Raw genomic sequence first — 24,460 nt, 5'->3', positions numbered from 1 at the left:
CGTCAGAGACCCGCCTGGCTCACTCCGTACTCTGCCTGCTCCGGCGTGTAGCCCTCGAAGATCAGCTGGTCGACCAGCCCGGAATGGGAGAAGGAAGTAAATCCTAGGTAGTCCTTGGCTTTCTTAGCTGCCTGCTGGTTCCAGTCGACTTTCACGCGATCCACGGCCCAGGTTGCATCCTCCGTGGAATACTTCTCGAACTCCAGCTGGCCGATCAGTCCGGTGCGCGAGAAGGCACTGAAAGAAAGGTAATCAGCAGCTTTCCGCAGAGCGTTCTGCTGACTGACTGTCCCGGCTGCCGCTTTGGCGGCCGCCTCGGCCTGAGCCCTGGCGGCGGCGGCGTCGGCATCAGCTTTCGCTTTGGCTGCGGCGTCAGCGTCGGCCTTCGCTTTGGCGGCAGCGTCAGCATCGGCCTTCGCTTTGGCGGCAGCGTCAGCATCAGCCTTCACCTTTGCGGCAGCGTCAGCATCGGCCTTCGCCTTTGCGGCAGCATCAGCCGAGGCCTTAGCAGACGCCTCAGCCGAAGCCTTAGCAGACGCAGCGACCTCAGCCGCTGTAGCCGCCGAGGGGGTGGCGGCAGATATGTTCGGTGCGGGGGTGGTCGAGGCAGACGTTTGGACGGCGCCCGCTCGGCTGCTGTTCAGGATGATGCTCAGGAGGATGAAGGCGGCGGTGACGATCAGCGCCACCTTCTTGTGCTTGTCATAACCGTCCAACGGACGACCCTGTTTGTCGCGGGTCTTGTTCGCCAACAGGAGGATCAGGTCGACGAGAGCCCAGATGCCGAGGCCGCCGAAGGTGAACAGCTTCAGGATGCCGGTACCGACTTTGCCGAGGTAGAACCGATCCACGCCGAAAACGCCGAGGAGCAGGGAGAGGAGCCAAGTAACGAGGAAGGACTTGCTACTGATGCCGTATCCGCCAAGGGCCGGGCCCCCCAGATAGGGTGCCGGTCCTGCGGGGGTCTGCCCGTAGGGCGGCTGCGGCTGCGGCTGCTGCGGCGCGCCGAAGGGGTCAGCTGAACTCATTGAGGTTCCTTTCAAAGGGACGCCCTTGAAGCGGGCTTCCACGTGGGAATGGTGGGTGCGAGGGTTTGTCATCCGCTGGACGGGTTACATCCGTGATTCGATGAGGATCGGCGCTGAGAGAGGCGCGCTATGGTCTGCCCATGTGTCGTATTCCCCCCCCAGAAGTACGTCTGCGCTTTATCCGCGCGTGTTTAAGCATGCGTCGATACCTGCTTCACTTGGCGCAGTATTTGCACAGGACTCGAACAGGCTTTGCACAGGTAATAACCTGGGCCGAAATGGTCCCCGCTTCCCGCCAAGAAACAGGCAGGACTAGTCAGGCGTCGAGGGGATTTTCCTCATTCCTAGTCTTCCGGGTCGACCGCGTGATTGGGCCGGATGAAATAGGTCTCCAAATCAGGATCGCCCAGTATTTCACCGATCAGGGATGCTGAACCTCCGATAAACACCGAGCGAGCATGGATGTCATTAGCGACGCACCATGTTCCATCGAGAGGCAGCCAGTTCAAGGGCAGACGTCCGGCAGGATTCTCCTCGATGGATTCCAGCGCCAGTTCGAGCGGTCCCCGCAACACATGAAGTCCCCGACCAAGGCCATTCACAATGACGGGCGAGGTTCGAACTTGGCTTTTGAGATCGCTATATCCCTCCCACACCAAAAACAAGCATTCAGGTGGCGGCTTGGCACCCTTGGATAACTTGGAAACCAACCGCTTGGCAACTGCGGAATCAACAGAACCGTTCTGGGGTTCGTAGACTTGATTCGGGTCGGGGCCGCACGCGGCGACGATGTCGCTCCATTGGGTGGCGCCGTCGACCTCAAGGTGATCAGCAGCAAGCTGTGACCAGCGCAGACGTCGCCTATCTGGCGACGTAGCGGGATTCAGCACCCGAGCATAAGCGCGATACGCCGGAGGGATTAGGCCGGCCAGCGATCCCATGGGCTTCCCGATGGTCTGCTGCAGGAACCAACGGATGCGCGATTCCGAGTCCCTGGGGGCGCTGCGCTGATCGCCGGGACCGGGCAGTCGGGCGTTCAGAATGCCAAAAGTTGCGGCAGTTGCCTGAGTGGTCATTCATTATTTCCGCGACTATGCCCAGAGGATCGATGCCCCGGTCCGGACGGGCATGGACATCACTCGGATCGCGACGTCGGACGGCGGCTTCAGCGTGGAACTTCTGGCGGAGCTCCATGCGCCCAAAACTGGAATTTCCAAAAGCCAAGGGGCAACACGTCCGCAGCGTCACCGAGCAACCGGGGCTGTATGTGCTCGGGCTGACGTGGTTGCCAGGGCACTACTCGTCGATCGTAGGCCCGGTGGGCGTGGATGCCGAGTATGTTCCGGGGCGAGTGGCGGGCGGTGAGAAATGGTTGCAGTAATCCCCCCCGTCATCGTGCATTTCATCGTGCGGGTCTTGCGTACATGGTCTAGGCCAGCAATTCCGCGGAACATGGCAGCGGGCTTCCGCGGCACGGTGATCGACCGGCTAACGGGCGGCACTACGCCAAGATTCGAGGGGGACCGTTCGATCCCGGCATAAGTGATCTGGTGACGCTCTTGCGAGAGCGTGCTGTGTTTCCGCCCAGTCCAGGGCAGGAAGTTCGAGGACGCCGACAGCGGGACCATTGGCTTGTGTATCCGGTGACCTACATCCGGAACCTCGGCGGCAGACCTGCCCGGGGCGCTAAACCCGTCGACGTCTGCAAATCAGCTACAGGACGCCACAAGATTATCGCGAGCCTACTTCAGGCCCCGGGCTGCGAACACCTGCTCGGTGGTTATCAGGAGAGGGCCTAGGGATCTGCGGGCCTCATCAAGGGTGTCAGGTTCGGGAAGCCGATCTTCAAACCACGACGGAAGATCCCGGTGCTGCAGGAGCGTCGATGCGCTCCCTACCGGTTGCGCTGTCCAGATCGGCGCGAGGGGATCCGGCAATTGGTGGCCGGGACCAAGGACCTGGACACCGTATGCGTCCGGTATCTGCCGCGCCAAAAAGTATGTTGCGAATTGGGAATCACTGAGGTGCGGCCGCGCAGGCCAGTCATAATCCTGGAAGACCTGCCATGATCCAATTCCAAGTCTTGCCCGCTTAACGCACCCGTACTCGATCTGATCAGCCAGGGAAGCCAGCAGGTCGGCCAAATCCTCCACCGCGGGCTCCCAGCGACGATCGGGATCAAGGCGGCCAAACTGGACGGTCCCCCACGCCTCGAATGCAACAATCCTGATTTCGTCAGGCCCGTTGACGCAGGCAAATGAAGTCGACGTGTAGGGGTCCCACCCGGTTTTGAGTACGGCTTTGCGCTGGCCGGCTGTGCATTTCACATGGGACCAGGCCGTGCTCACGTAATGGGTACCGGAAGGTAGCTGGCACCATTCAAGGGCCACGTCGATCAGAGCGTCCATCAGCTCAACCGGCACAATCAGTCGGTTGATGGCTTCGTAGTCTGTTTCGCCGATCAAACGCACCCCGGCTGCAAACCCAGACATATCCAACCCGGGGCGACCGACGACCCGGTGCTCCCGCGGAAGAGCCCGGAGGGCTCCGGTTACGCCTTGGGCCTCGATGCCGGCGGCCAAAGCTTCCAAAAGAGATCGCGCTCTTGCCGTCGAGTCCGCACGGTGGATGGCAACAATGGGGCCCAAAGGGTACGGTGCGACACCACCCTGGCCCGCCCCGGCTGCAGGCAGGTCCATTGTGGCAAGAACCCGTTCGAGAAGTGCAACCGCTTCGGGCTCGGGAAGGTCCGATTCGAAATAGGTCCGAAGGATCGGAACATCCACCCACGATTTCAGGATGGCCTTGGTGTAAACCTGAACAGATTCCATGAAGCCTCATCCCATATCGAAGGAGTAGGTGCCGCTGTTGTTGTTCATTCCAGCATCCCGCCCCCGGAGGCGCCATAGCCTCCTGCACCTGGGACTAGTCGAATGGGCTAACTGCTCCCAACGGCACCAGCTACGCCTACAACGCCGACGGCCTCCGCACGCCCGCCACGGGCACCGCGTTAGGTGGGGCGTGTACAAGTCAGGTATCTGTGAACGTGTCCCTCGTCAGAGGCGCACACACGTACCTGATTGCCGCCCAATCCGCGACGCAGATGTCCCGGTGAGGGATCCCTTTGCGGGATGCGTGGGTCACGGTGCCGTCGACAAGTGGGCTGCAGAGGAAGCTAAGAACAGTTGCAGACGGTCTACCACACAGTCAGTGCTTGGCGGGCAGCGTCCATGATCTGGGCGCCAATGACGTCCCGTTTTTGCGGCATGTCGTCCCAGTCATCCATGAGAGCAACCAAATGATCCAGTTCCGTGGGCTGCCCCAGTACCAGCCAACCCTTCCCGAAGACCAGACCCACACCGGTGCGCGGCGCCAAAGTGCCGCCAACAATTTCACTCAGCCAGCTTCTAACCAAGATGCGGCGGGCAACGCCGTCGTCCTCAAATGGCTTCCCCAATTCCTTCCTGGCTTGGATCCATAAGTCCCTGGCTCCCCGCGGATCATTTGGCGGGTATCCAGCCAATTCCCGGAGCGCCGGGGAATCGTAGCCACCGACAAGCAAATTTGCCGCGACATCCGGATATTGTTCGCTGGGCAGCAAGCCAACCTGATCCCGGAGAAACACCAGTCTCACGCTCTCAATCTCCTCGCCGCTCATGAGCAAATCGTAATAGCAAGAGCCGCCATCGTGTCCCGCAGGGGGATGCTGCTGGACACTCCAATGTTTACGGAGCCAAAGCACGGTGAGATGCTGATCTCGGTTCCATCAACTGCAAGCAACGACTAGGAGTCATCAAGATGCCGCTTGAATTCTTGGAAGTCCTTGCTTGGGTCATTCCCATCGTTGCTGTCGCAGCTGCAGTGGCTATTGTGTGGATTCGGGTCAAACGTCGAGGCCCCTTTCCTGGTCCTTACAAAAAAGGGATTCACATCCGACGCAACGACTGAACTGAATTCCCTACCTAAGGTCAAACGGGACAGTTTCCGCTTCAGCGTGGGTTGTCCCGCAAGCGATCCCCATCCGGGCGGATCGCCTGCGGGGAACAGGATCGGACAGGAACGTCACAATCGCCTTCCCCGACCAAGCCGGTACGGTGGTGTGAGAGCACCTTGAGGTGGATTGGAATGAGATGGAGATGCAGCCGGAATTCAGGGGAGGGCTCGCTGTCCCCGGAAAGTTCCGGGCGGGCACGCCTTGGATCCTTCTCGTGCCGACAAAGGCGCAGCTGGAGTTCCGGGCGCGGCATGGGCTAGGCAGGTTCTTCGGCCCATGGAGACTGGAGCGGGATGATGTCAGTCTGGTTTACCGGACGATGAGGGGCCTAGATACTTTTCACGGTCTGGGATTCCTGCGGCGGGACGGAACCTGGTGGACATTCTGGACCTATCACCCCGACGAGGTACTGGATTGCCTTGAGGAGCTTGGCTACCCGATGGATCCCAGAACGCGTCAGGGGCAAGGCCGATTCTTTGCCAGGTGAGTCACCGCAACGCAGCCCGCAAAGGGATCGGCTATCGGGCGGAGTCTTCTAATGCTGCACTCAAGGTCAGGATCTCGTCGACAACGTTCGCGAGCGGAGCGGTGGCGTCGATAGCGATGCCACCTCGCGGAATGTCCGCCTTCGTGCGATGCAACCGGAGTATGAGGTCCCGTTGCGCTTGCCGGCCCTGTCCTCCCCACTCGTCCTCCTGCCGGTCGTCGAGCCGGCGAGCCAAGGTTTCGGTGTCGATCTCGAGCACGAAGACGCCGTTGAACAGGTCAATAAACTTCGCGAAGTTTCGCGATCCCCCACAGAAGAATGTCACCGCCTCGCGGTGATCTGCGACGAGCGCCTTCACTTTGTCGACCCGCCAAAGGTGGTGATCGTGAACGGCAAGACCAGTGATGTCCTCCATCGGTGCCCCGGTTTCCGGATCACCCTGGTAGGCGAGTTCGCGATCGCCGTGAACGACGTGGTAACCGCGTCTTGCCAACTCCTCGCACACAGAGGTTTTCCCGGTTCCGGAACCTCCTTCAATGAGGAAGTTTCTGCTGCCCATAGTGAATGGTAGTCAGACACCGCACCACGCGAGCGTTCGAGGATCCTTCACCGGGCACCCAAACCCACCTGCACATTCCGGCGCTGTCATCGTCGCATGATCCAGTCCACGGGGTAGCCGAGTTCCTCGAGAGTTAGGAGCAGCGGTTCCGGAGGTGACGCATAGACATAGATCTCAAAGCCTTCCCCGCGGATGTGGATTCGCGTGGAAAATAGTCCGCGTGTTGTGAAAACCTCGAATACCTGTTCCCTGCCGAAGTGCCATGGCCCGAAAATGAGTCCAAGACCGAACCGAAACCTAAAATGGAGTTCCTCTGAGGTCGCGCTGAGTTCTACGAGCGGTATCGTGGCTCGGATTGTCCGGTACTCGATGCCGACATTACATCGATAAGGCTCCATCGGTCTTCGGCTCCCCGCTCGGCTGACTGAGTTCGCCAAAAGTACTGCCTCGTGCTCCTGCGCGCCATTTCCTGCGGAGTGCGGTGACCTCTTGCCGAGAGCCACCAGGATCATCCAGAGAGCCAAGGCCGCAGCGCCGACGAGTATGAGGGCGCCGCTCACCTCGGCAATCGCCGACGCCGGCTCGTGGCGTCTCCACGCGAACCAGGAGACGCCCATGAAGCCAAGCCAATAAATGAGGAACGAAAAACCCAAGAGCGGCATGGCCGGTGCGGCTTCACTCAATCCCTTGAGGTCGTTGCGCCTGAAGAGACTCAGAATCTTCCCGTAGTCCGGGGCGGGACCGGTCAGGGAGTTCACCGCGAAGATGAGACCGAGGATGACTGAAGCCCCGAGCCCGAAAGCCAGCAGCCCGAGGCGCCCTGACGGTGGAGCCATCGCGGATAGGACCGCGGAGGCGCTGCTGGATAGCGCATCTGTGATGATCACACCCAGGATGGTCAGGTTGGCCGCGGCGCAGACGCCGACGGCGACCCGCCCGATCACCGGAGTTGCCCCGACGTCTGACTCTGAGTCCCCCATGGCTGAAAGTGTAGGCCTCTGCACCGGTGGAGGATCCTGCACCGGGCACTACGAGTCGTGGTCAGGGAGGTTTGGTTCATGCTTGTGGGGCCTAAAGATCTGCAGGCTCCACGGCAGCCATCGCAAATGGCCACGCCGACCGAATTCGAGGCGGTCCACTACGCCCCCCCCCGCAACTCCTATGACTGCGGCACGGAACCTGCGCCGGTTCAGACAGACCCCCGTGAGTCGACGGATACAACCAATTAAGGTGAGCGGACGGATACAACCAATTAACACATCAAACTCTTGACCGGGTGAGGATCGCACCCTTAGAGTCTTCTGATATATGAGTCATATTTCACATTTGGCAGCAGTGATACATGACGACTCCGAAATCATCTCGCGAGTCCTGCGCCGCCATATCGGCTGGCGTCAAGCCGGTCGGCATCGTCCACCGGTCACTAAGGGCTGCGGCTGTCCGTGCGTCTAGGAAACGGCGTCAGCGGTTTGCGCTGAAGTCAGAAGGGAACAAATCTCAATGATCAATCCGACCGGGACGACGGCCTCCGTCGACACCTCCAAATCAAGAGAGACCAGCTCCAAGTTCAAACGCCGCTTCATGGTGCGGCTTGTCTCTGTCTTCATCGGCGGGATGTTCCTCGATGGTTACATCCTCGGAATCATCGGCCCCGTCAGCGGACTCATGCGGTCAGATCTCCAGCTCGACGCACTATCTCTGGGCATGATCGCTGCAGGCCCGCTGGTTGGTATCTTCGTCGGCTCCCCGCTGGCCGGCTGGGCTACTGACAAGTTCGGACGCAAGCCCATGTTCCTCGTGGACATGGGCCTGTTCCTGGTCGCCTCAGCGGCCCAGTTCTTCGTAACCTCCGGAGAAGGGGCCGTGATCCAGCTGGCCATCATCCGGTTCTTCATGGGTGTCGCGATCGGCGGCGAGTACTCAATCGGTGGGCCATTGCTATCAGAGTTCTCCCCTCCAAAGCTCCGCGGGCGATTGCTCGGGCTGACTCTGATCGCCTGGTACGTCGGTTTCATGATGGCATTCATCATCGGCACGCTCCTGCACGACGCCGGCACCCCATGGCGCCTCGTAATCGGCACGAGCACGATACTCGCATTCGTCCTGTTCCTCGCCCGCATGGGCCTCCCCGAATCGCCGAGCTGGCTCATTACGAAGGGACGGCGTGAGGAAGCACTCGCGATTGCACGCAGATACGTCGAATCGCCCCAGATGCACGACAGCATCACCGAAGAGATCGATCTGAGGATGATCCAGGAGGCCCAAGCCGCGCAGAGCAGGACCAAACTCAAGGGCGCTTCCTTCGGGATGCTGTTCTCGAGGCAGTACTGGCGCACCACCCTCTTCACCTCAGGTTTTTGGTTCTGTGCGGTCACTCCGTACTTCGCGATCGCGACCTTCGCCGACGACGTGCTCAACCAATTCGGCTTCGGCGGCTGGACCGGTGGAGTCGGCCTGTCCGCACTTGCGGCCGCGGGCGTTGTCACCACCGTGCTTCTGATTGACAAGCTCGGCCGTCGAATTCTCACCGTGCCCGGGCAGTGGCTCTGCGCAGGCATCCTGCTGATCATCGGAGGCTGGACGAACGCACCAGCGATCCTCGTGCTCGCCCTTTTTCTCGCCTTCTCCTTCTTCAATGCCGGCTACACCACGATGACCCAGGTCTATCCGGCCGAGGTATTCCCCGGCCACCTGCGCGGCATCGGCATGGGCTTCGCCGCCGCCTTCAGCCGCATCGGAGCCGCACTCGGCACCTTCGCCCTGCCATGGGCGATCAGCAACATCGGCCTGGGCCCAAGCATGGTCGTGGCCGCCGCCGTCGCATTACTCGGCGCAGCCCTCTCGCAATGGCTCGCGCCTGAGACGAAAGGGCGCACCCTCGCCGAGATCTCAGCAAACTTCTCCCACTGACACCGGGACTGCCGGTTGGGGGCCCGCCAGTCGATCCGGCCCGTGCTCCACGCCGGAGCCCAGAAGCTCATCGACGCCAACGTCCATGACGGTGTTATCGACTCGCTCGGCCAGGTCGATCGTGACGTCGTCGAGCTCCGGGCATTGATCGGCGACAGCCAAATTGGGTTATGAGTGGTTTTAGGCCAGCTACTTTGGCCAGCCTCTCTGTTGTTAGGGCGGGTTTCGGCGAGGCCGGCACCGCGTTCGAGGTGCTCGGCGACGAACTGAAGATCCAGGATCAGTCTTTCGTTCACAGCGTGATCACGTGGCCGCGAGGCGAATTCGACATTGAGTTCGCTGCCGTGGAGCTCACATTCACCCTGCTAGTAGTGAGGATCGTGCGGCGGCTCTTCGCACGCGAAGAGCCGCCCGCGGCGTCTATCAACCAGTGAAGGACACTGAATCCGGACGCAAGTGTCCGGTAAAGGATCCCTCAGCGTGCGTATCCGCGACGGGTTCCAGGACCGGCCACTTGGATTCCGCAAATGATTTCTGACCTTGAGGCTTCCGGTGGTGGCACGAGTACTGCGATCACCTAGAGTCGGTTGCGCGCGGTTACGGGGACCCGCCCCAACCGTTCACGACCGACTCGGGATCACCGACGCCGGCTGGATCCATCAACGCCTCTGGGCGTGACGTCACCGCAGACTGCAACGTCTGTCCCGGTGAGGGATCCGCTGACGGGTGGGGTCACTGCGCGTCCTTGACAATACGGTCAGTTGCCGGTCAGCTAGCGTTGGTCGAACGGCGGCAAAAGCCCGCGCGGAAGCAAGCAAAAAAGATTCTTCCGTTCGTGTCGATCCGACCTCGCGCCGTTCGACCTGTGGGTGAGAAGGTCGAAGGGCGGCCTTCCAGGATCAAGGAGCATTCGATGGCCAAGTACATGCTGATCATGCGTCCCACGGACGAGTCCTTCGCGAACTTCGCGAACACAGACTTCGCCGAAATCATGGATGCCATGGGCAAGTTCAACGACGAGTTGATTCGTGCCGGTGTCCTGCTGGCGGCCGAAGGCCTGGACGATGCGAATGAGGGCGTGGTGGTCGACTTCACCGGCGAGACGCCGGTTGTCACCGATGGCCCGTACGGGGAGACCAAGGAGCTGTTCGCCGGCTACTACATCCTTGATGTCGCGTCGAAGCAGGAGGCCGTCGAGTGGGCCAAGCGGGCGCCGCTCACGGCGGGTAGCAAGACCGAGATCCGCCGGGTGACGACGATCGATGAGTTCCCGCAGGACAACCAGTGGATCCAGAAGGAACGCGCGTGGCGCGAGCTGACCGGGCAGCTCTGACCCGACGGTGAGCAGCGCAGAGGCGCGGGGCGCCGTCGAGGCTGTGTGGCGGATGGAGTCCGCCCGCATCGTCGGCGCCCTCGCCCGTTATACGGGGGACTTCTCGCTGGCCGAGGATCTCGCGCAGGAAGCCCTCGCCGAGGCGCTGGTGTCCTGGTCCGTAAACGGGGTGCCGGCCGAACCGGCAGGGTGGCTGCTGACCACGGGCCGCAGTCGTGCCATCGACGCCTTCCGGCGGCGCGCCGGTCGCGACGAACGGTACGCCGTGCTCGCCCGCGGCCTGGACGACTCAGCACCCGGGGCGGACGTGCTGTTCGACCCTGACGCGATTGAGGACGACGTGCTCGGGTTGATGTTTATCTCGTGCCATCCCGTGCTGTCGAAGGAGGCACGGATCGCATTGACGCTGCGGGTGGTCGGCGGACTGGGCAGCGACGAGATCGCCAAGGCGTTCCTGGTTCCGGTGGCGACGATCCAGGCACGCATCACGCGGGCCAAGAAGACGTTGGCGGCCGCGCGGGTGCCGTTCGCTGTGCCCGAACGGCAGGAGTTGACCGAGCGGCTCGGCTCGGTGCTTCAGGTCATCTACCTGATCTTTACGGAGGGCTCGTTTGCGTCGGGCGGCGAGGAGTGGATCCGCACGGATCTGGCCGGCGAGGCGCGCCGGCTGGCCAGCGTCCTGGTGCGGCTCGCGCCCGAGCCGGAGGTATTCGGCCTGCTCGCGCTGCTGGAACTCACGGCGGCCCGTTTCCCGGCCCGGCTCGATGCGTCCGGCAACCCGGTGCTTCTGGAGGACCAGGACCGGAGGCTGTGGGACCAGTCGGCGATCCGGCGCGGACGTGCGGCGCTGGCGCGGGCCGTGGGGGCCGGACGCGGGCTGGGCGCATACGGCCTCCAAGCCGCCATCGCGGAGTGTCACGCGGTGGCGCGCTCGGTTGCCGAAACGGACTGGCAGCGAATCGTGATCCTCTACGAAGCCCTCGGACGGCTGACGCCTTCGCCTGTCATTGAACTCAACCGAGCGGTCGCAGTCGCGATGGCCGCCGGTCCAGCGGAGGGTCTTGAACTGGTAGACGCGATCTCGTCACGGGGCGAACTGACCGGCTCGCATCTGCTCCCCGCAGTGCGCGGCGAGATGCTCACCCGGCTCGGTCGCCGCGACGAAGCGCGGTCCGCACTCCTGCAGGCCCTTGAGCTATGCGGGAACGCCGCCGAACGCGCGGCGCTCGAGCGCAAGATCGACGGCGTCAGCCGACCATAAAGGGACCCGCTAGGCGCGATGGATCGCAGCGGTGAGTGGTGTGGCTCTGTCAACGGTTTGTGGCGGCATGCACGCCGGGTGTAGATCCTTCAACGCACGGGTGACGGCTACGGAGCGGTCACGAAACGGCCTCTGGGTATGGTCAGCGCGCTGTCGCGACAAGTAGGAGCACGAACGCTGTGACGATGATCGCGACGCGGGCATAGTGCAGGCGGTCCCAGCGCTGCTGTTGTTCCCGCCAGTCGGCCGGATGGTCGTCGGCCGTCCAGGTGACCGAACGGTTGTTGATAGGAACGAGCAGCGCGACGGACATGATGATGCTCACGGCGAGCAGTGCTGCCGCGACGAGTGACAGCGCAGCGGTCGGCGTACCCCAGGTGACAGCAGTGAGTGCTGCGATGAGGACCAGGGATCCGATGTACCAGAACGGCATCGCGCGTCCCAGCATTCGGCCGCCGTCTGCGCGCGCTTCGAGTGACGCGCCAGCCGGCAGCCGCAGCAGGATCGGATTGATGACGAACGCGACAGCGAACTCCACCCCGACCATGAGGCCGAGGACGGTCGCGGTGACGACGGAGAGAACCGGGATCATGACATTCCCCTCTAGTTAGCAATGCTATTTTTTCTAGCGGTGCTAACATAAACCCATGGAGACCCAGAGCGCAAGAGGAGGACCGATGACTGGACCCACGGCCCGGCAACGACGCAGCGACGAGCGGCGCAGGCGCATCCTCGATGCCGCACAAGAGCGCGCCGATGCCGAGGGCTGGACGGCCGTGACCACCCGGCACCTCGCGGATGCCATCGGATACACCCAGCCGGTGCTTTACCGCCACTTTCCCGGCGGCAAGACGGAGATCATGCGGGTCATCGCATTCGAGGGCTTCGTCGAGCTGACGCGGTTGTGCCGCTCGGCCGTCGTGCACACGCGCGGACCCCGCGCGATCGAAGCCGTCGCCGTCGCGTACCTGGACTTCGCCGCCGCGCATCCGGCTGTCTACGAAGCGATGTTCCAGCAACCGATCGAAACTCGCTTCGCGAGCGAGGACACCGAGCCTGAACTGCGAGCAGGATTCGAGGCCCTTGCCGATGCGGTTCGCGATGACGGCGATGGAACCAGGACCGAGGTGTTCTGGGGTGCCCTGCACGGCATCAGCCAACTCGAACGCGCCGGACGCATGCGTCCGGAAGGCCGCTCCCGACGCATCTCGGAACTCGCGGCCTGCTTCAACCAGGACGCCCCATAGCCGAAACGGCCGACGTCCGGCACCAGTTGGGCTAGTGAGTGTTTCCGCATCTGAACAGCAATTTGGCGTAGCCGAGGGTGCGCCGACCTCGTTCCGCATTGAATGAATGGGACTTCGAAAGAGCGGCATTCCTTGGCGGATATGTTTGCCACCATGGACTTCTTGATTGGGGCGTTGGCGATACTCGGTGCGCCAGCTGGCTTGGCGGGCATTTGGTACTGGTCGTCGCGAAGGCATCGACGGAGCGGCGGCAGGCGGAGAGGTAGAGGAGAGCTGCTCGGAATCGCTGATGAAATTTTTCGCCCTCAAACGCATCAGGCCCAGCAGATACAAAGCATCCAAAATGGGCTCCCAGCTCCGGCGTTGCGATGTCTTTGGTGTGCTTTGCCTGGAGGCTGCTGCCGTGCGCTGTGCGCAGGAGCGCATCGAGCTGCTCGTCATGCGCGCCGGCGGTCGACCAACCTCGTTGACGCTCCACTTCACTCTTGCCGAACGAGAACTCGCCGGCATGCTGGTGGACGGCGATCACCGTCCCTCTGGCGGGCGCTTCAGGGCTCAGAAGCAGGCATCGGACGGTGTCACCGTCGCTCGTGTCCACTTCGATCCGTTCCCGGGCGACCGAACCAACAGTGCCAAGCGCCCGACGGCGCACGGCCGTCGGGCGGTGAAGCTCAGGTGGGTCCAAGCCCAAGAGCCGACGGCCCATTCGCGCTCCTCTGACACGTCTTCCATGAGCCCATCGTCTCAGCCGGTCGGTGCTTCGGTCGCAGGCAGCCCACGCTGAGGGATCTCTCACCGCGACGGATCGCACGGCCGGAGCTGCGCCGGCATCGGAAAGGGAAGCGTGAAGTGCAGCTTAGGTGCGTCCACGGCACCCCAGTCGTCCTTCATGACTTTGATTGCTTCGGGAGAGACTTCGGTAAGGCGCACCGCTAGCCAGCGTCCGTCGTCGAGCAGGAGTTCATACGCCTCAGCGAGATAGCCTATGCCCGCTGCGTCTAGCGCTTCCTCGGCGGTCAGCCAGTCGACAACCTCAGTTCGTCTCCGGCCGAGCAAGTCCACGGCGACAAACCCATCGTCCTCGATGACTACCCATCCGAGAAGCTCGCGGTCTCCACTGCGACGGTGCTCGATCCAATCGGAGTTCATCCGCTCAGCCTAGCCTCCGCCTACCCTGGACCCCGATCCAATCCCGCCAGCATGCCAATGACAGGCCAACCGCTCTGGGTGAACCCGAGTGGCCCCATCTGCAAGCCCCATCATCTTCCGTGCACCTTGCCGACGGACACCCTACAGTTGGGATTTGCAGCCCAAGACATCGCCGTAAGCCGGTCCCGCTGGGACGTGGTCTCTGTTACGTTCGAAACATGCTCATCGTGCTGCGTGGTAACTCCGGCTCAGGGAAGAGCACCATCGCGGCAGTGCTACAACAAGCTCTGGGCTGGCCGACTGCCATCCTCAGTCAAGATCATTTCCGGCGAATCGTGTACCGGGAGCGGGAACAGGAGAGCCTCGCCCACGCAGACCTTCTCGAAGCCGCGGCAGCTCACTGCCTCCGCGCAGGGCATCACGTAATCCTTGAAGGCATATTCAATGCGGAGCGGTATTCAGCGATGCTCGAACGCATCGCGGCGCAGAGCAACGACGCGAGGTTCTTCGCCTTCGACCTCACATTCGATGAAACCGTCCGCAGGCACGCGATGCGGCCACAAGCAACAGACTTCAGCGAGGATGAGATGCGGGCCTGGTACCACGGCTGGCAGCCGTTATCTTTTGTGGGAGAAGAGCGCATCAACGCGTCGGAATCGCCGGACCAGATCGTCGAGCGCATTCTCGGCCCGTTTACGGTCTCTTACTAACCGGTCGGCCCGCGGAGCCCCAGGAAGGACACTTCTTGGCGCTAGAGTTCGGTCCATGATCGTTTGGCTCAACGGCACCCACGGGGCGGGAAAGACGACGACGAGCGCGCTCGTGCAGCAATTGCTGCCCGACGCGCGCGTCTTCGATGCTGAGAAGGTCGGTGAGGTGCTCATGGACATCAAGCCCGGACTTCCTGCAACGGACAACTTCCAGCACTGGGAGCCGTGGCGAAGTCTCGTTGTCGAAACGGCTCGGCGCGTGCTCGAGTTCACCGGAGGCACACTCGTAATGCCGATGACTGTCCTGGTCGAGAGCTACTGGAGGGAGATCAGCGATGGTCTTACTGGGCACGGCATCCCGATCCAGCATTTCGTGCTCCACGCCGACCAGGCCACGCTCCGCGACCGGATACGGAACGACACAGACCTCGGCCCCTCGACGTTCCGCTTCGCGTACTTGGAGCCATACGCCGAGGCGGCTCGCACCTGGCTGCACAATGAAGCCGAGGTCATCGACACCACACACATCACACCGGACCAAGCCGCACGCCAGATCGCAGCTTCGGTGCTTGGCCGCTGAGAGCGGTTCAGACGGATCAACTGCCGCACGGCATCAAGGCGCGTGGGGCGCCTCCTGCTGCCTACTAGGCAGGCGGTTCACCTCCGATTCATATGACGACACTACGGTTTCCACGTGAAGCGCTTTTTTGGGCACCCCATGACCTTGTGGCCGTCTATGCGGAACCGCCTGCACATCTACGCATTACCCGACTCTGACCTCCGATCGGCACTGGAAGAACGTCAGCGCGTCCTGGAGACGTTCGACTACTGCTCCATCCAGCCAGCCGACTACCTGCATGCAACAGTGCAGCAATTCGCGGTTACCTCCGACGAGGTCAGCGCCGAAGAAATGGATGCCTTCATGGCCAGGCTTAAGAGCCTCGCCGCCGAAACCAAGCCGTTCAGCGTCGATCTGGGCGAGCCGGAAGCGGATGACTACTCGCTCGGGGTCAGGGGGACCAATACGTCATCATGGGCGAAGCTAACCGCGGCGGTCCGCGACGCAGCTGCCGATACCATCAACAAGAGCCAGCCGCTGCCTAACGCCCCCTTCAGGCCCCATCTCACCCTGGGCTACGCCGTCGCCGAAGGCAGTACCGAACGCATTCAACAAGCGTCCGATCAGCTGAGGGCATCTGCGCTGCCACCGCTGACCATCAACGAGGTGCACTTGATAGCCGTCCACCAGGACGTCAACCGGGGCACCTTCACTTGGGACACCACGTCTCGCTTCCATTTCACCGACCAGCCCTCTGCCAAGTAATCGATGCAGCGCCCCCTGGCTTCCGCGGTGGGCATGCTTAGGGACCGTCAACCAGACAGACTTCAGGCCGGATTTTTGAGCGAATACAGTTTGAGAGTGAATTTCCAAGCGTTCAAGCGCTTCATCGACCTTACGCCTGCTCATGCCGATGCACAGCCTTTCATCCAGGTTGAAGAACAGAGCAGCGACTACGAATCTGGGGTCGCCAGCATCGGGGAGGAACAGTGGCGAATCCGCACCGCCCGGATCACACCGACGAAGCTCGGCGCCTTCGTCGCGGTCTGGAAGCGCGGCGACGGCGGATCGACCCGCCCATTCACCACCGACGAGTCGATGTCTGGACTGCTCGTGTTCGTAGAGGAGAAGGAACGGTTCGGGGTCTTCCAATTCACCGCGGCGCACCTGAGCTCGCTCGGATACGTCAGGTCCGACCTGCATCCCGGCAAACGCGGCTTCCGCGTCTATCCCGCGTGGTGCACCGACCTGAATCCTCAAGCGTCACGCACTCAGCGCGCGCAGGCGGATGCGTTCTCCGAGCTTCCTTCGAGTAATGAGTCGCGGACCCTAACTAAAAACGGTCGCGCACTTCAACAGCGCCCGTAAGCCCGTCCTGTAGGGGCACCTCTCTGAGCCCTGTTGACGGGGTGGGGTCGGCACGGCAGGCTGTGAGGACATCTACGGCAGGGGGACCACGATGAAGCACCCGTCGTACACGGTCGCCGTGGCGGTTGTGCTCGGGTTAGCCCTTGCCGGTTGCCAGCCCGCCGCCGGGCCGCTCACGGCGGGATCGCCCGCGGCAGCCCCAAGCCCCTCGCCGACCGAGCTCGCGGCCATCATCCAGGCAGCCGTCGAGGATCGAAACGGTACAGTCCTCGACACTCCCCCTGCCGCGAGCCTTGCCGGAGGGCAGGCGACGGCGGCCTACCTGTCCAAGCGCGAGCGGGACCTCTCAAAGGTGGCCCGTTCGAAGGCCAGATTCAAGGCAATGGGCTTCTGGTACACGTCATTTTCGACCAAAATAACGGTCGAATCGGTCGAGGTGACTGGGTCGGAGGCGAGCGTCCGGTTCAAGGAAATGACCGAGGAATACCAGGCCTCGACGGCGAATGGGCCAAGCCGCATTCCGTCGGGCTACTCGCTACCTCAAACCGCGACGTTCCGGTCCTCTGGGAACGGCTGGCAGCTGGACAGCGTCGCCCCCAACGTGCACGGGGGCGGCCTGCCGATGTCCGTCGTCGATGGCTGAACTTCCCCGTGGGTACACTTCAGGGGGGCTCATCGAGTCCTCGAAGAATGGTCACAAAATGTAGGCGCTGACAGGGGGACAGGCGTGGGCGGGAATTTAACGGACACCGAATGGGGCGAGCTCGGCCCTGCGCAGGCGTGGAACGCCGCAAAACGGTATGCGTCGTTGGGAGACCGGAGCCGTGCGCAGAGGGCCAGCATCGTGGTTTCCGCCACCGTCTCCCTGACACTTGCTTCCCTCGCCGGCATGGTTGTCGGCCGCGGTCCGGTCGCGGCCATAGCAGGGACGGAGCGCGCGTACCGCGGGTTGGCCGTGTTCAGGGGTCTGCTCGCGGCAGCCATCGGCATTGCACTCGGAACCCTCGTGTCCACGACTGTTCCCGCCTCGAGCAGTTTCGCGGTGATCGTGGCCCTCGAGTTGATGATCATCGGCTCGATGGCGGCCGTCTTGCCCTCTCTCAGGTTCCACCGATCGCGTGGCCTTAGGCTGAATGGGCGGAGGTGGAAAAGAAGCCATGGAGTCAGACATCTGTGGATCGTCGGCGCCCTGGTCCACGACCCGGAAGCCACCGTCGACGATCTCGAAGCCGCGTTGCGGACCCTAGTACCGGACCTCAGCCCCGGTTGGGCATCCATAGTGTTTACGACCACAGAGGTACAGGTACAGGCATTGCAGCGCCTCGGGTTCGGCCGCGCCAGCGAGAATTCCGGATTGATGTATCGCACGGGCGCAGCAGCCCTGCAGCCCAGCAAGTGAGCACCCGTCGGCGGGTAGGCGTGGACGCGGGGCGCGTTTCCGGGCGGTGAGGTTAACGGGACTCCTCAACCAACCTCTTCGCTCGGGGCCACGCCAGTCCACCAACAACAGCTGCTGCACCTGCCGAAACAAGATTCGTCCACCACGGCCACTTTGATTCCGATCCCGAGGTCAAGGCCAAAAGGATCAGCAAAGTCGAAACCCCGGTTATACCGGCGGCGGTAGCTTTTTCAAGATGACCTCGAATTTTGGTCAGGCGAACGACGCTAAGGGTCAACACAGCGATAATGCAACCTGACACGGCACCCAGCGCCGTCCCACCAAGCCCGCTGAGTATCGCCAAGCCGGGGCCGCCAGTGCCGACCAAGAGAAGAACCACCAACACGTATGCGCATCCGAACCCGGCACCGAATAGTAGTCCCCTGTTTACTGATCTGTTCAACGTTTTCTCCGACTCTGGCCCCCGTTCAGAATGGTGCAACACTCAAAGCCTAATGCCGGCTTCATCCAAGTCTGGTGAGGGAACTGACCCGGAAATGACTCGTTCCGCGCTTCATTGGCTCACATCGTTTTGCTTATCCCTTTCCTAATCCTCCGCGACGAACGTGTGATTGGGCCGGATGAAATAGGCCTCCAAATCAGGATCGCCCAGTATTTCACCGATCAGGGATGCTGAACCTCCGATAAACACCGAGCGAGCGTAGAGGTCATTAGCGATGCACCATGTTCCATCGAGTGGCAGCCAGTTCAAGGGCAGACGTCCGGCAGGATGGTCCTCGATGGATTCCAGCGCCAGTTCGAGCGGTCCCCGCAACACATGAAGTCCCCGACCAAGGCCATTGACAACGACGGGCGAGGTTCGAACTTGGTTCTTGAGGTCGCTATATCCCTCCCACACCAAAAACAAGCATTCAGGTCGTGGCTTGGCGGCTTTGGATAGCCTGGAAACCAAACGTTCGGCAACGAGAGAATCAACTGAACCGCACTCGGGTTCGTAGACTTGATTCGGGTCGGGGCCGCACGCCGCGACGATGTCGCTCCATTGGGTGGCGCCGTCGACCTCAAGGTGATCAGCAGCAAGCTGTGACCAGCGCAGACGTCGCCTATCTGGCGACGTAGCGGGATTCAGCACCCGGGCATAAGCACGATACACGGGAGGGATTAGGCCGGCCAGCGATCCCATGGGCTTCCCGATGGTCTGCTGTAGGAACCAATTGATGCGCGATTCCGAGTCCGATTCAAGGCGATCCATCAAAGCAACACTCCTCCGGGCCCACCACCGAAAACACGGTGGTTCTGCCCACGCAGTCTTTCAACTGGCCAGCTCCCTGACATCCTCCCTGGGTATGAAACCGTCATCGTTGAATATGCAGTTGAAAATGCACTTTACGATCATTGGCTGCTACTTCGGCAGCTTTTGCGAATGCCAAAAGTTGCGGAAGGGCATCCCCGGTAGAGCGCCGGTCACGCCGAGCGCTTTTGCAGTGTCGGCGTTGGCGTATTCTGTGGGCATTGCCCCGTCCCACTGTCCTTGTTTGACGAGGGGCACGGTGCCCCGTCGCTGGCAGCCCGCATCCCGCCGTCGTATGCTGCATGCAGTCCTAGGCTTTCGATCCCTTACCCCGGAGCACGCACATGCAGATCCCCAAACCGTCCGACGCCGACAAAGACCGCTTTCGCGCGGTGGTCCCGGAGCATCCCGACGTCGTCGTCAAGCCGATGTTCGGCAACCTGGGCGCCTTCGTGAACGGCAACATGTTCGCCGGACTGTTCGGTCCGATGATCGGCGTCAAGCTTTCCGACGCCGACAAGGCAGCTCTGGAGGCCGGCCACCAAACGCTTCCATTCGGCCCGGAAGGCCGCGCCATGGGCGGCTACGTCGGCCTGCCCGAAGCCTGGAACGGCGACGAAGAGCAAACAGCGGAATGGGTCGAGAAGGCGTTCGCCTACGTTGCGACTCTCCCGCCGAAAGCTGCGAAACCGCGTTCGTCGAAGACGTAACTGCCGCGACGGTGATGCCACCGGCGCGCACAAAGGTTCAGAATCGGGAAGTGTGGTCTTCAATGAGTCCGCTCGCCGCGATCTCACGGAAGGCATAGATCCCGCGGGCCGCGGCGTCCGTATCACGGAAAGGGGCGGAGACAGCAAGCTCTTTTCCAAACTCGTCAACCAGCCTGACCCTGCACCGGCCTCCGTTGTCGGTGAACACTTCAAAATGTCCGGCCATCAGAGAAGTTCTCCCCGACGGCGTCCAGGAGCAAGCTTGGGCAGTCCGGGATGCCCAGTAGCCGGGCTGCCACTGGGCGGTTGATGTTTTCCCGATTCCCGTCGTCGCTCCAGTTCGCCCGTCACGAGGTCGAGCAGTGCCTGAGCTGGTTCGGAGAGGCGGTGCGTTGCGGCCGGGCGGGCAATTTCGTCGCAGTGCAGAAGCACGCGACGGATGCGTTCCAATTCGCGCGTCGGCACGGATGGCCACCGCCGAAACAGTTGTTGAACTGCGCTTTGCCTGGGTAGGTAGCCCCGCCAAGGATCACTGGAGGGCGCTTGCGTGAAAGGCGCCCCGCGCCGTGCAGTGCGGACATCGGGGTGGCCGACCCCTTGACCATGAAGGTGGGGGTGACTGGGTTGAATAGGTGCCATGACTGACCTCCTCGTACTAAATCGAGAAAGCCAGCTGCTTGACCTATTTCCAGCATATAAAAAGTGACTTAGGTCATGTCAATCGATTTGACTTTATTTCGGACAGTAGCAGGGCCGTGACATTGCGCCGATGATTGCGATGGATCTCATGGGGAGCTGACTCCTTCGAGTTGCGGGTTCCGGGAGTCGGAGTCGGGTCGTCGAGTGGCGGGCCGGGCCACCATGAGGAGGCCGACGAGGGACAGGAGTGCCCCGGCGATCATGATGGCTGCCATGGGGACGGCTGTGTCAGCGCCACCCAGCCCTGCGATCGGCGCGATGATGCCGGCCGTGGTCCACTGCACAAGACCCAGGACGGCGGAACTCGTGCCCGGGTGCGCCGGTACTTCGGCCGAGGCAAGGGCACCGCCATTGGTATTGATGAGCCCCTGGGCCACCATGAGGGCGAAGAAGCTGCCCATTGCCACGAGCAAAGGAGTGCCCCACCAGAGTGCGCCGGCCAGCATCACGACACCGGCCGCCAGGGCGATGATCTGCCCTGCGAGGATGACCCGTCGGGTGGGCACCCGGCCCGCCAGCCGCGCCGAGACGAGGGCGGCGATGGTCATCCCGCCAGCGTTCGCGGCAAAGACGATGGAGTACGCCACCGGTGACAACCCGTTCATGTTCTGCAGAATGAACGCGGACGTGGCGACGTAGGCGAACAAGGCGATGAATGCCGAAGACGCCACCATCACGTATCCAACGAACCGGCGGTTCGCCAGGACAGTGCGCGCCGCGTGCCCGAATTCACGCAGTCCGCCGGCGTGACGTTTCCCGGGCGGAAGGGATTCCGGCACGACGAACAGGGCACAAAGGGTCATCAGGATACCGAGGGCCGCCAGTGTCCAGAAGGTCATCCGCCACCCGGTCAGCTGCAGGATGACCGCGCCCAGCAGAGGGCTGATGATCGGCGCCACGCCCCCGATGCCCATCACGATGTTGAGCACCCTGACCAGCTGCGGACCGTGGGCCAGGTCCACGATGACGGCCCGGCCGATCACCATGGCCCATCCCCCGCCAAAGCCCTGCAGGAACCGGGCAACCATCATGAATCCGATGCTCGGTGCCAGGGCGCAGCCAACCGTCGCGATGGTCATGAGTATCGTGCCGGCGACAAGGGGCAGGCGCCGGCCGCGTTGGTCGCTGAACGGACCACCGACCAGTTGCCCGAGTCCCATCCCGGCAAAGAAGGTCGTCAGAGTCAGCTGCACCGATGACGCCGAGGTGCCGAATTCTTCCGATACCCGTGGGAACGCCGGGACGTACATGTCGGTGGCAAGCGGTGCGACGGCGGTGAGGAAGATGACAGTGGCGACGAGTGCTGCCGGGACCGCGCCCGACGACGGCGCCTTGGTTGCGAGTGGCGTGCTCACGGGCGGAGCAGCACTTTGATGGCCCGACGTTCGTCCATGGCCTTGTAGCCTTCGGCTGCCTCTTCAAGGGGAAGTTCGAGGTCGAAGACCTTCCCGGGGTCGATCTCGCCGCGGAGGATGAGGCCGATCAGTTCCGGCAGGTAGTCCCGGACGGGGGCCGGTCCGCCGTGCAAGTGGACGTGCGAGAAGAACAACTCCAGTCCCGGGAGCTCGACGTCATGCGAGACACCGACATAGCCCACGTGCCCACCCGCGCGGGTGGCACGGATGGCCTGCATCATCGATTCCTGGGTACCGACCGCCTCGATGACAGAGTGCGCACCGAGGCCGTTGGTGAGTTCCTTGATTTTTGCCACGCCCGCGTCGCCGCGCTCCTCGACGATGTCCGTTGCGCCGAACTCGCGGGCGAGGGCCTGCCGGGAGGCATGACGGGACATGGCGATGATCCGCTCGGCACCCATCTGTTTCGCGGCCAGGACGGCGAGTAGTCCCACGGCGCCGTCGCCCACGACGGCGACCGTCTTACCCGGCCCTGCTTCCGCGGCCTGGGCACCGAACCACCCGGTGCCCAGGACGTCGGACGCGGCCAGCAGCGAGGGGACCTTGTCGGCGTCCGGCATTTCCGGCGTGGCAACCAAGGTGCCGTCGGCGAGGGGCACGCGCATGTAATCGGCCTGGGCGCCGCCGACACCCTCGCGGTGGATGCACCCGGTCTGGTACCCGGAGCGGCAAATCTCGCACGTGTTGTCGGAGGCGAAGAAGGACCCGACGACGAACTGGCCCACCTGGACGTTCCGCACGTCGGCGCCGATCTCCTCGACGATGCCCACGTACTCGTGGCCCATCGGCCTGGGCGCCTCGATGCTGTCGGCTCCGCGGTAGGGCCACAGGTCCGAGCCGCATACGCAGGCTGCGACCAGTTTGATGATTGCGTCCGTCGGCTTCCGGAGGGCGGGCTTGTCCCTTTCCTCCACGCGGACGTCTCCGGGGGCGTACATGATTGTTGCGCGCATGCGCTGGTGCTCCATTTCATCGAATGCTTGACCTTCGATTCCATGAAACCCGCATCGTGCAGGCGTAGCGAGGGCTCTGTCGAAACGGGTTATGACAGAACCTCCCAACCGTTCCTGGTTACGCCGTACCGTTTCCTTATGGATAACCGAGCCGAGGTACGAGAGTTTCTGGTCTCCCGCCGAGGACGCATCACCCCCGAGCAGGCAGGCATCGAGCCCATTGGCGGCCGGCGCCGCGTGGCCGGTCTCCGAAGGGAAGAAGTCGCCCGTCTCGCCGGCGTCAGCATCGACTACTACACCCGCCTCGAGCGTGGAAACCTCACAGGGGTCTCGGACAGCGTCCTCGACTCAATCGCCCGGGCCCTTGAGCTTGACCGCGCCGAACACGACCACCTCTATGACCTGGCACGTGCGGCCGGCCCCTCTGCGCGGAGACGACCCGCGAGCCCACCGGCGTCGGCCGTGCGGCCCGTGATGCAGTATCTGCTGGACGCCATCACCGGCGCCCCGGCCTTCATCGGCAACAACCACATGGACATCGTTGCCGCCAACGCCCTCGGCTACGCCCTCTACTCCGAGATGTACCGCGGCCCGGCACGCCCCGCGAACCACTCGCGCTTCATCTTCCTGGACCCCCGCGCCCACAACTTCTACCCCGACTGGGACCGTGCAGCGAACGTCAACGTCGCGATTCTGCGCCGCGACGCCGGCCGGAACCCTCACGACAAAGACATCGCAGCACTCGTTGGCGAACTCTCCATGCGCAGCGAGGAATTCCGCACCCGCTGGGCAGCACACAACGTCCGCCGACACTACTCAGGCACCAAGTTCTTCAACCACCCCGTGGTCGGGCTCCTGGAACTGACCTACCAGGCCATGGAACTCGAGGACGACCCCGGCCACACCCTGACTGTCTACCCCGCCATTCCCGGCAGCCCCTCGGAAGAAGCCCTCAAACTCCTCGCCTCCTGGGCGGCGACCGAGAACATCGCCCAGTCCCCCAAGCCCACGCACGACCTGAGAACCAACTGAGGTAGACCAGGCGACTGCGGGTATCGCGCGAATCCAGGGCCTGCCGGTGACGTCAGAGAGAGTAGACCGTGTGAGGTTGAGGCGTACGACGTCGTCCGCCACCTGGGCGGTGACGTTCAGTCCCTCCGTGGTTCCGTCGCAGAGCCCGACGGCGCGGTGTCCCGTCCAAGCACGTAGACAGATGTAGACCCAAACACGTAGACGCCGGCTCTTCCACACTGAATTTTGCGATTTTCACACGGAGATTCGCCCAAAACGCACGGAGATTCGACCAAATCCACACTGAGACGGGTTTCGGCAGGTTTATCTTTCTCTCAGGACGGGGCGGTCAGCAGCTCAACAACTGACCAACCCTC

Annotated in this window: 28 protein-coding genes; 16 read left to right on the top strand and 12 right to left on the bottom strand. The window is 62.6% G+C overall.

The window, feature by feature from the left end; all coding sequences use genetic code 11:
- Positions 1–2: 2 nt before the first annotated feature.
- A complete protein-coding gene (locus tag AC1DJW_RS03530; protein WP_476900748.1) occupies positions 3–1,028 on the bottom strand; it encodes an Ltp family lipoprotein in 1,026 nt (341 codons plus the stop codon).
- 344 nt (positions 1,029–1,372) lie between these two features.
- Positions 1,373–2,104, bottom strand: coding sequence for a hypothetical protein (locus tag AC1DJW_RS03525; protein WP_476900747.1), 732 nt, complete (start codon positions 2,102–2,104; stop codon positions 1,373–1,375).
- A 116-nt stretch (positions 2,105–2,220) separates the two neighbouring features.
- On the opposite strand from AC1DJW_RS03525, the gene AC1DJW_RS03520 reads away from it, so the two are divergent.
- A complete protein-coding gene (locus AC1DJW_RS03520) occupies positions 2,221–2,409 on the top strand; it encodes a hypothetical protein (RefSeq protein ID WP_476900746.1) in 189 nt (62 codons plus the stop codon).
- A 361-nt stretch (positions 2,410–2,770) separates the two neighbouring features.
- On the opposite strand, the gene AC1DJW_RS03515 is transcribed toward AC1DJW_RS03520, so the two are convergent.
- From AC1DJW_RS03515 to AC1DJW_RS03500, 4 genes are all read right to left on the bottom strand, one after another.
- Entirely contained in the window at positions 2,771–3,859 is a 1,089-nt protein-coding gene (locus tag AC1DJW_RS03515; RefSeq protein ID WP_476900745.1) for a hypothetical protein, read from the bottom strand.
- A 365-nt stretch (positions 3,860–4,224) separates the two neighbouring features.
- Positions 4,225–4,686: a hypothetical protein gene (locus AC1DJW_RS03510; RefSeq protein WP_476900744.1), complete on the bottom strand. Its 462-nt coding sequence runs from the start codon at positions 4,684–4,686 to the stop codon at positions 4,225–4,227.
- Between the two features lie 854 nt (positions 4,687–5,540).
- The gene (locus AC1DJW_RS03505) at positions 5,541–6,068 is read right to left on the bottom strand and encodes an AAA family ATPase (RefSeq protein WP_476900743.1); all 528 of its coding nucleotides are present in this window, start codon (positions 6,066–6,068) and stop codon (positions 5,541–5,543) included.
- Positions 6,069–6,154: 86 nt separating this feature from the next.
- Positions 6,155–7,048 carry a hypothetical protein gene (locus AC1DJW_RS03500; protein WP_476900742.1) on the bottom strand — a complete coding sequence of 298 codons (894 nt, stop codon included), beginning with the start codon at positions 7,046–7,048 and terminating at the stop codon, positions 6,155–6,157.
- Positions 7,049–7,568: 520 nt separating this feature from the next.
- Here AC1DJW_RS03500 and AC1DJW_RS03495 point away from each other — a divergent pair.
- The 5 genes from AC1DJW_RS03495 to AC1DJW_RS03475 all read left to right on the top strand — a co-directional run bounded on the left by AC1DJW_RS03495 (position 7,569) and on the right by AC1DJW_RS03475 (position 11,572).
- Positions 7,569–8,978 carry an MFS transporter gene (locus AC1DJW_RS03495; protein ID WP_476900741.1) on the top strand — a complete coding sequence of 470 codons (1,410 nt, stop codon included), beginning with the start codon at positions 7,569–7,571 and terminating at the stop codon, positions 8,976–8,978.
- A gap of 15 nt (positions 8,979–8,993) precedes the next feature.
- Positions 8,994–9,152, top strand: a complete 159-nt coding sequence (locus AC1DJW_RS03490) for a hypothetical protein (protein WP_390279389.1) — start codon at positions 8,994–8,996, stop codon at positions 9,150–9,152.
- Positions 9,149–9,412 carry a hypothetical protein gene (locus tag AC1DJW_RS03485; RefSeq protein ID WP_476900740.1) on the top strand — a complete coding sequence of 88 codons (264 nt, stop codon included), beginning with the start codon at positions 9,149–9,151 and terminating at the stop codon, positions 9,410–9,412. Before AC1DJW_RS03490 ends, AC1DJW_RS03485 begins: the two co-directional genes overlap by 4 nt.
- Positions 9,413–9,891: 479 nt before the next feature.
- The gene (locus AC1DJW_RS03480; RefSeq protein WP_306962323.1) at positions 9,892–10,311 is read left to right on the top strand and encodes a YciI family protein; all 420 of its coding nucleotides are present in this window, start codon (positions 9,892–9,894) and stop codon (positions 10,309–10,311) included.
- Between the two features lie 7 nt (positions 10,312–10,318).
- Entirely contained in the window at positions 10,319–11,572 is a 1,254-nt protein-coding gene (locus AC1DJW_RS03475) for an RNA polymerase sigma factor (protein ID WP_476900739.1), read from the top strand.
- A 142-nt stretch (positions 11,573–11,714) separates the two neighbouring features.
- Here AC1DJW_RS03475 and AC1DJW_RS03470 read toward each other — a convergent pair whose 3' ends face one another.
- Positions 11,715–12,164: an anthrone oxygenase family protein gene (locus tag AC1DJW_RS03470; RefSeq protein WP_284751815.1), complete on the bottom strand. Its 450-nt coding sequence runs from the start codon at positions 12,162–12,164 to the stop codon at positions 11,715–11,717.
- 85 nt (positions 12,165–12,249) lie between these two features.
- Between AC1DJW_RS03470 and AC1DJW_RS03465 the strand changes: the two genes are divergently transcribed.
- Both AC1DJW_RS03465 and AC1DJW_RS03460 read left to right on the top strand, forming a co-directional pair.
- Positions 12,250–12,819, top strand: a complete 570-nt coding sequence (locus tag AC1DJW_RS03465; RefSeq protein ID WP_476900738.1) for a TetR/AcrR family transcriptional regulator — start codon at positions 12,250–12,252, stop codon at positions 12,817–12,819.
- 289 nt (positions 12,820–13,108) lie between these two features.
- Entirely contained in the window at positions 13,109–13,603 is a 495-nt protein-coding gene (locus tag AC1DJW_RS03460) for a hypothetical protein (RefSeq protein ID WP_476900737.1), read from the top strand.
- An 8-nt stretch (positions 13,604–13,611) separates the two neighbouring features.
- Here AC1DJW_RS03460 and AC1DJW_RS03455 read toward each other — a convergent pair whose 3' ends face one another.
- Positions 13,612–13,968: a hypothetical protein gene (locus tag AC1DJW_RS03455; protein ID WP_476900736.1), complete on the bottom strand. Its 357-nt coding sequence runs from the start codon at positions 13,966–13,968 to the stop codon at positions 13,612–13,614.
- A 218-nt stretch (positions 13,969–14,186) separates the two neighbouring features.
- Here AC1DJW_RS03455 and AC1DJW_RS03450 point away from each other — a divergent pair, with 218 nt between their 5' ends.
- From AC1DJW_RS03450 to AC1DJW_RS03425, 6 genes are all read left to right on the top strand, one after another.
- Complete coding sequence (locus AC1DJW_RS03450) at positions 14,187–14,678, top strand: AAA family ATPase (RefSeq protein ID WP_476900735.1); 492 nt, start codon at positions 14,187–14,189, stop codon at positions 14,676–14,678.
- 55 nt (positions 14,679–14,733) lie between these two features.
- The gene (locus AC1DJW_RS03445) at positions 14,734–15,258 is read left to right on the top strand and encodes an AAA family ATPase (protein ID WP_476900734.1); all 525 of its coding nucleotides are present in this window, start codon (positions 14,734–14,736) and stop codon (positions 15,256–15,258) included.
- Between the two features lie 114 nt (positions 15,259–15,372).
- Entirely contained in the window at positions 15,373–16,002 is a 630-nt protein-coding gene (locus AC1DJW_RS03440; protein WP_476900733.1) for a 2'-5' RNA ligase family protein, read from the top strand.
- 96 nt (positions 16,003–16,098) lie between these two features.
- Positions 16,099–16,605 carry a MepB family protein gene (locus AC1DJW_RS03435; protein ID WP_476900732.1) on the top strand — a complete coding sequence of 169 codons (507 nt, stop codon included), beginning with the start codon at positions 16,099–16,101 and terminating at the stop codon, positions 16,603–16,605.
- A gap of 91 nt (positions 16,606–16,696) precedes the next feature.
- Positions 16,697–17,248 (top strand): hypothetical protein, encoded by a 552-nt coding sequence (locus AC1DJW_RS03430; protein WP_476900731.1) that lies wholly within the window; start codon positions 16,697–16,699, stop codon positions 17,246–17,248.
- An 84-nt stretch (positions 17,249–17,332) separates the two neighbouring features.
- Positions 17,333–18,004, top strand: a complete 672-nt coding sequence (locus AC1DJW_RS03425) for a hypothetical protein (protein WP_476900730.1) — start codon at positions 17,333–17,335, stop codon at positions 18,002–18,004.
- A gap of 586 nt (positions 18,005–18,590) precedes the next feature.
- Here AC1DJW_RS03425 and AC1DJW_RS03420 read toward each other — a convergent pair.
- Positions 18,591–19,256 (bottom strand): hypothetical protein, encoded by a 666-nt coding sequence (locus tag AC1DJW_RS03420; protein ID WP_476900729.1) that lies wholly within the window; start codon positions 19,254–19,256, stop codon positions 18,591–18,593.
- Between the two features lie 383 nt (positions 19,257–19,639).
- Between AC1DJW_RS03420 and AC1DJW_RS03415 the strand changes: the two genes are divergently transcribed.
- A complete protein-coding gene (locus AC1DJW_RS03415) occupies positions 19,640–20,005 on the top strand; it encodes a TfoX/Sxy family protein (RefSeq protein ID WP_390279375.1) in 366 nt (121 codons plus the stop codon).
- A 37-nt stretch (positions 20,006–20,042) separates the two neighbouring features.
- Here the strand turns inward: AC1DJW_RS03415 and AC1DJW_RS03410 are convergent, their stop codons facing one another.
- From AC1DJW_RS03410 to AC1DJW_RS03400, 3 genes are all read right to left on the bottom strand, one after another.
- A complete protein-coding gene (locus AC1DJW_RS03410) occupies positions 20,043–20,231 on the bottom strand; it encodes a YegP family protein (protein WP_284751806.1) in 189 nt (62 codons plus the stop codon).
- 559 nt (positions 20,232–20,790) lie between these two features.
- Positions 20,791–22,059 carry a multidrug effflux MFS transporter gene (locus tag AC1DJW_RS03405; protein WP_476900728.1) on the bottom strand — a complete coding sequence of 423 codons (1,269 nt, stop codon included), beginning with the start codon at positions 22,057–22,059 and terminating at the stop codon, positions 20,791–20,793.
- A complete protein-coding gene (locus AC1DJW_RS03400; RefSeq protein WP_476900727.1) occupies positions 22,056–23,072 on the bottom strand; it encodes a zinc-dependent alcohol dehydrogenase family protein in 1,017 nt (338 codons plus the stop codon). Before AC1DJW_RS03400 ends, AC1DJW_RS03405 begins: the two co-directional genes overlap by 4 nt.
- A gap of 138 nt (positions 23,073–23,210) precedes the next feature.
- Here AC1DJW_RS03400 and AC1DJW_RS03395 point away from each other — a divergent pair, with 138 nt between their 5' ends.
- Positions 23,211–24,104, top strand: coding sequence for a helix-turn-helix transcriptional regulator (locus AC1DJW_RS03395; RefSeq protein ID WP_476900726.1), 894 nt, complete (start codon positions 23,211–23,213; stop codon positions 24,102–24,104).
- Positions 24,105–24,460 lie beyond the last annotated feature (356 nt).

It is taken from the genome of Arthrobacter sp. 05L417, from assembly GCF_056397865.1.
The sequence above is the reverse complement of the archived record's forward strand: the minus strand, read 5'-3'. Positions and strand labels throughout refer to the sequence as shown.

Excerpts from the sequence above, each read along its gene's own strand:
- AC1DJW_RS03530 (WP_476900748.1), bottom strand. The coding sequence starts at position 1,028 with ATGAGTTCAGCTGACCCCTTCGGCGCGCCGCAGCAGCCGCAGCCGCAG.
- AC1DJW_RS03525 (WP_476900747.1), bottom strand. The coding sequence starts at position 2,104 with ATGACCACTCAGGCAACTGCCGCAACTTTTGGCATTCTGAACGCCCGA.
- AC1DJW_RS03520 (WP_476900746.1), top strand. The coding sequence starts at position 2,221 with ATGCGCCCAAAACTGGAATTTCCAAAAGCCAAGGGGCAACACGTCCGC.
- AC1DJW_RS03515 (WP_476900745.1), bottom strand. The coding sequence starts at position 3,859 with ATGGAATCTGTTCAGGTTTACACCAAGGCCATCCTGAAATCGTGGGTG.
- AC1DJW_RS03510 (WP_476900744.1), bottom strand. The coding sequence starts at position 4,686 with ATGAGCGGCGAGGAGATTGAGAGCGTGAGACTGGTGTTTCTCCGGGAT.
- AC1DJW_RS03505 (WP_476900743.1), bottom strand. The coding sequence starts at position 6,068 with ATGGGCAGCAGAAACTTCCTCATTGAAGGAGGTTCCGGAACCGGGAAA.
- AC1DJW_RS03500 (WP_476900742.1), bottom strand. The coding sequence starts at position 7,048 with ATGGGGGACTCAGAGTCAGACGTCGGGGCAACTCCGGTGATCGGGCGG.
- AC1DJW_RS03495 (WP_476900741.1), top strand. The coding sequence starts at position 7,569 with ATGATCAATCCGACCGGGACGACGGCCTCCGTCGACACCTCCAAATCA.
- AC1DJW_RS03485 (WP_476900740.1), top strand. The coding sequence starts at position 9,149 with ATGAGTGGTTTTAGGCCAGCTACTTTGGCCAGCCTCTCTGTTGTTAGG.
- AC1DJW_RS03480 (WP_306962323.1), top strand. The coding sequence starts at position 9,892 with ATGGCCAAGTACATGCTGATCATGCGTCCCACGGACGAGTCCTTCGCG.
- AC1DJW_RS03470 (WP_284751815.1), bottom strand. The coding sequence starts at position 12,164 with ATGATCCCGGTTCTCTCCGTCGTCACCGCGACCGTCCTCGGCCTCATG.
- AC1DJW_RS03465 (WP_476900738.1), top strand. The coding sequence starts at position 12,250 with ATGACTGGACCCACGGCCCGGCAACGACGCAGCGACGAGCGGCGCAGG.
- AC1DJW_RS03460 (WP_476900737.1), top strand. The coding sequence starts at position 13,109 with ATGAAATTTTTCGCCCTCAAACGCATCAGGCCCAGCAGATACAAAGCA.
- AC1DJW_RS03455 (WP_476900736.1), bottom strand. The coding sequence starts at position 13,968 with ATGAACTCCGATTGGATCGAGCACCGTCGCAGTGGAGACCGCGAGCTT.
- AC1DJW_RS03450 (WP_476900735.1), top strand. The coding sequence starts at position 14,187 with ATGCTCATCGTGCTGCGTGGTAACTCCGGCTCAGGGAAGAGCACCATC.
- AC1DJW_RS03445 (WP_476900734.1), top strand. The coding sequence starts at position 14,734 with ATGATCGTTTGGCTCAACGGCACCCACGGGGCGGGAAAGACGACGACG.
- AC1DJW_RS03430 (WP_476900731.1), top strand. The coding sequence starts at position 16,697 with ATGAAGCACCCGTCGTACACGGTCGCCGTGGCGGTTGTGCTCGGGTTA.
- AC1DJW_RS03420 (WP_476900729.1), bottom strand. The coding sequence starts at position 19,256 with ATGGATCGCCTTGAATCGGACTCGGAATCGCGCATCAATTGGTTCCTA.
- AC1DJW_RS03415 (WP_390279375.1), top strand. The coding sequence starts at position 19,640 with ATGCAGATCCCCAAACCGTCCGACGCCGACAAAGACCGCTTTCGCGCG.
- AC1DJW_RS03410 (WP_284751806.1), bottom strand. The coding sequence starts at position 20,231 with ATGGCCGGACATTTTGAAGTGTTCACCGACAACGGAGGCCGGTGCAGG.
- AC1DJW_RS03400 (WP_476900727.1), bottom strand. The coding sequence starts at position 23,072 with ATGCGCGCAACAATCATGTACGCCCCCGGAGACGTCCGCGTGGAGGAA.
- AC1DJW_RS03395 (WP_476900726.1), top strand. The coding sequence starts at position 23,211 with ATGGATAACCGAGCCGAGGTACGAGAGTTTCTGGTCTCCCGCCGAGGA.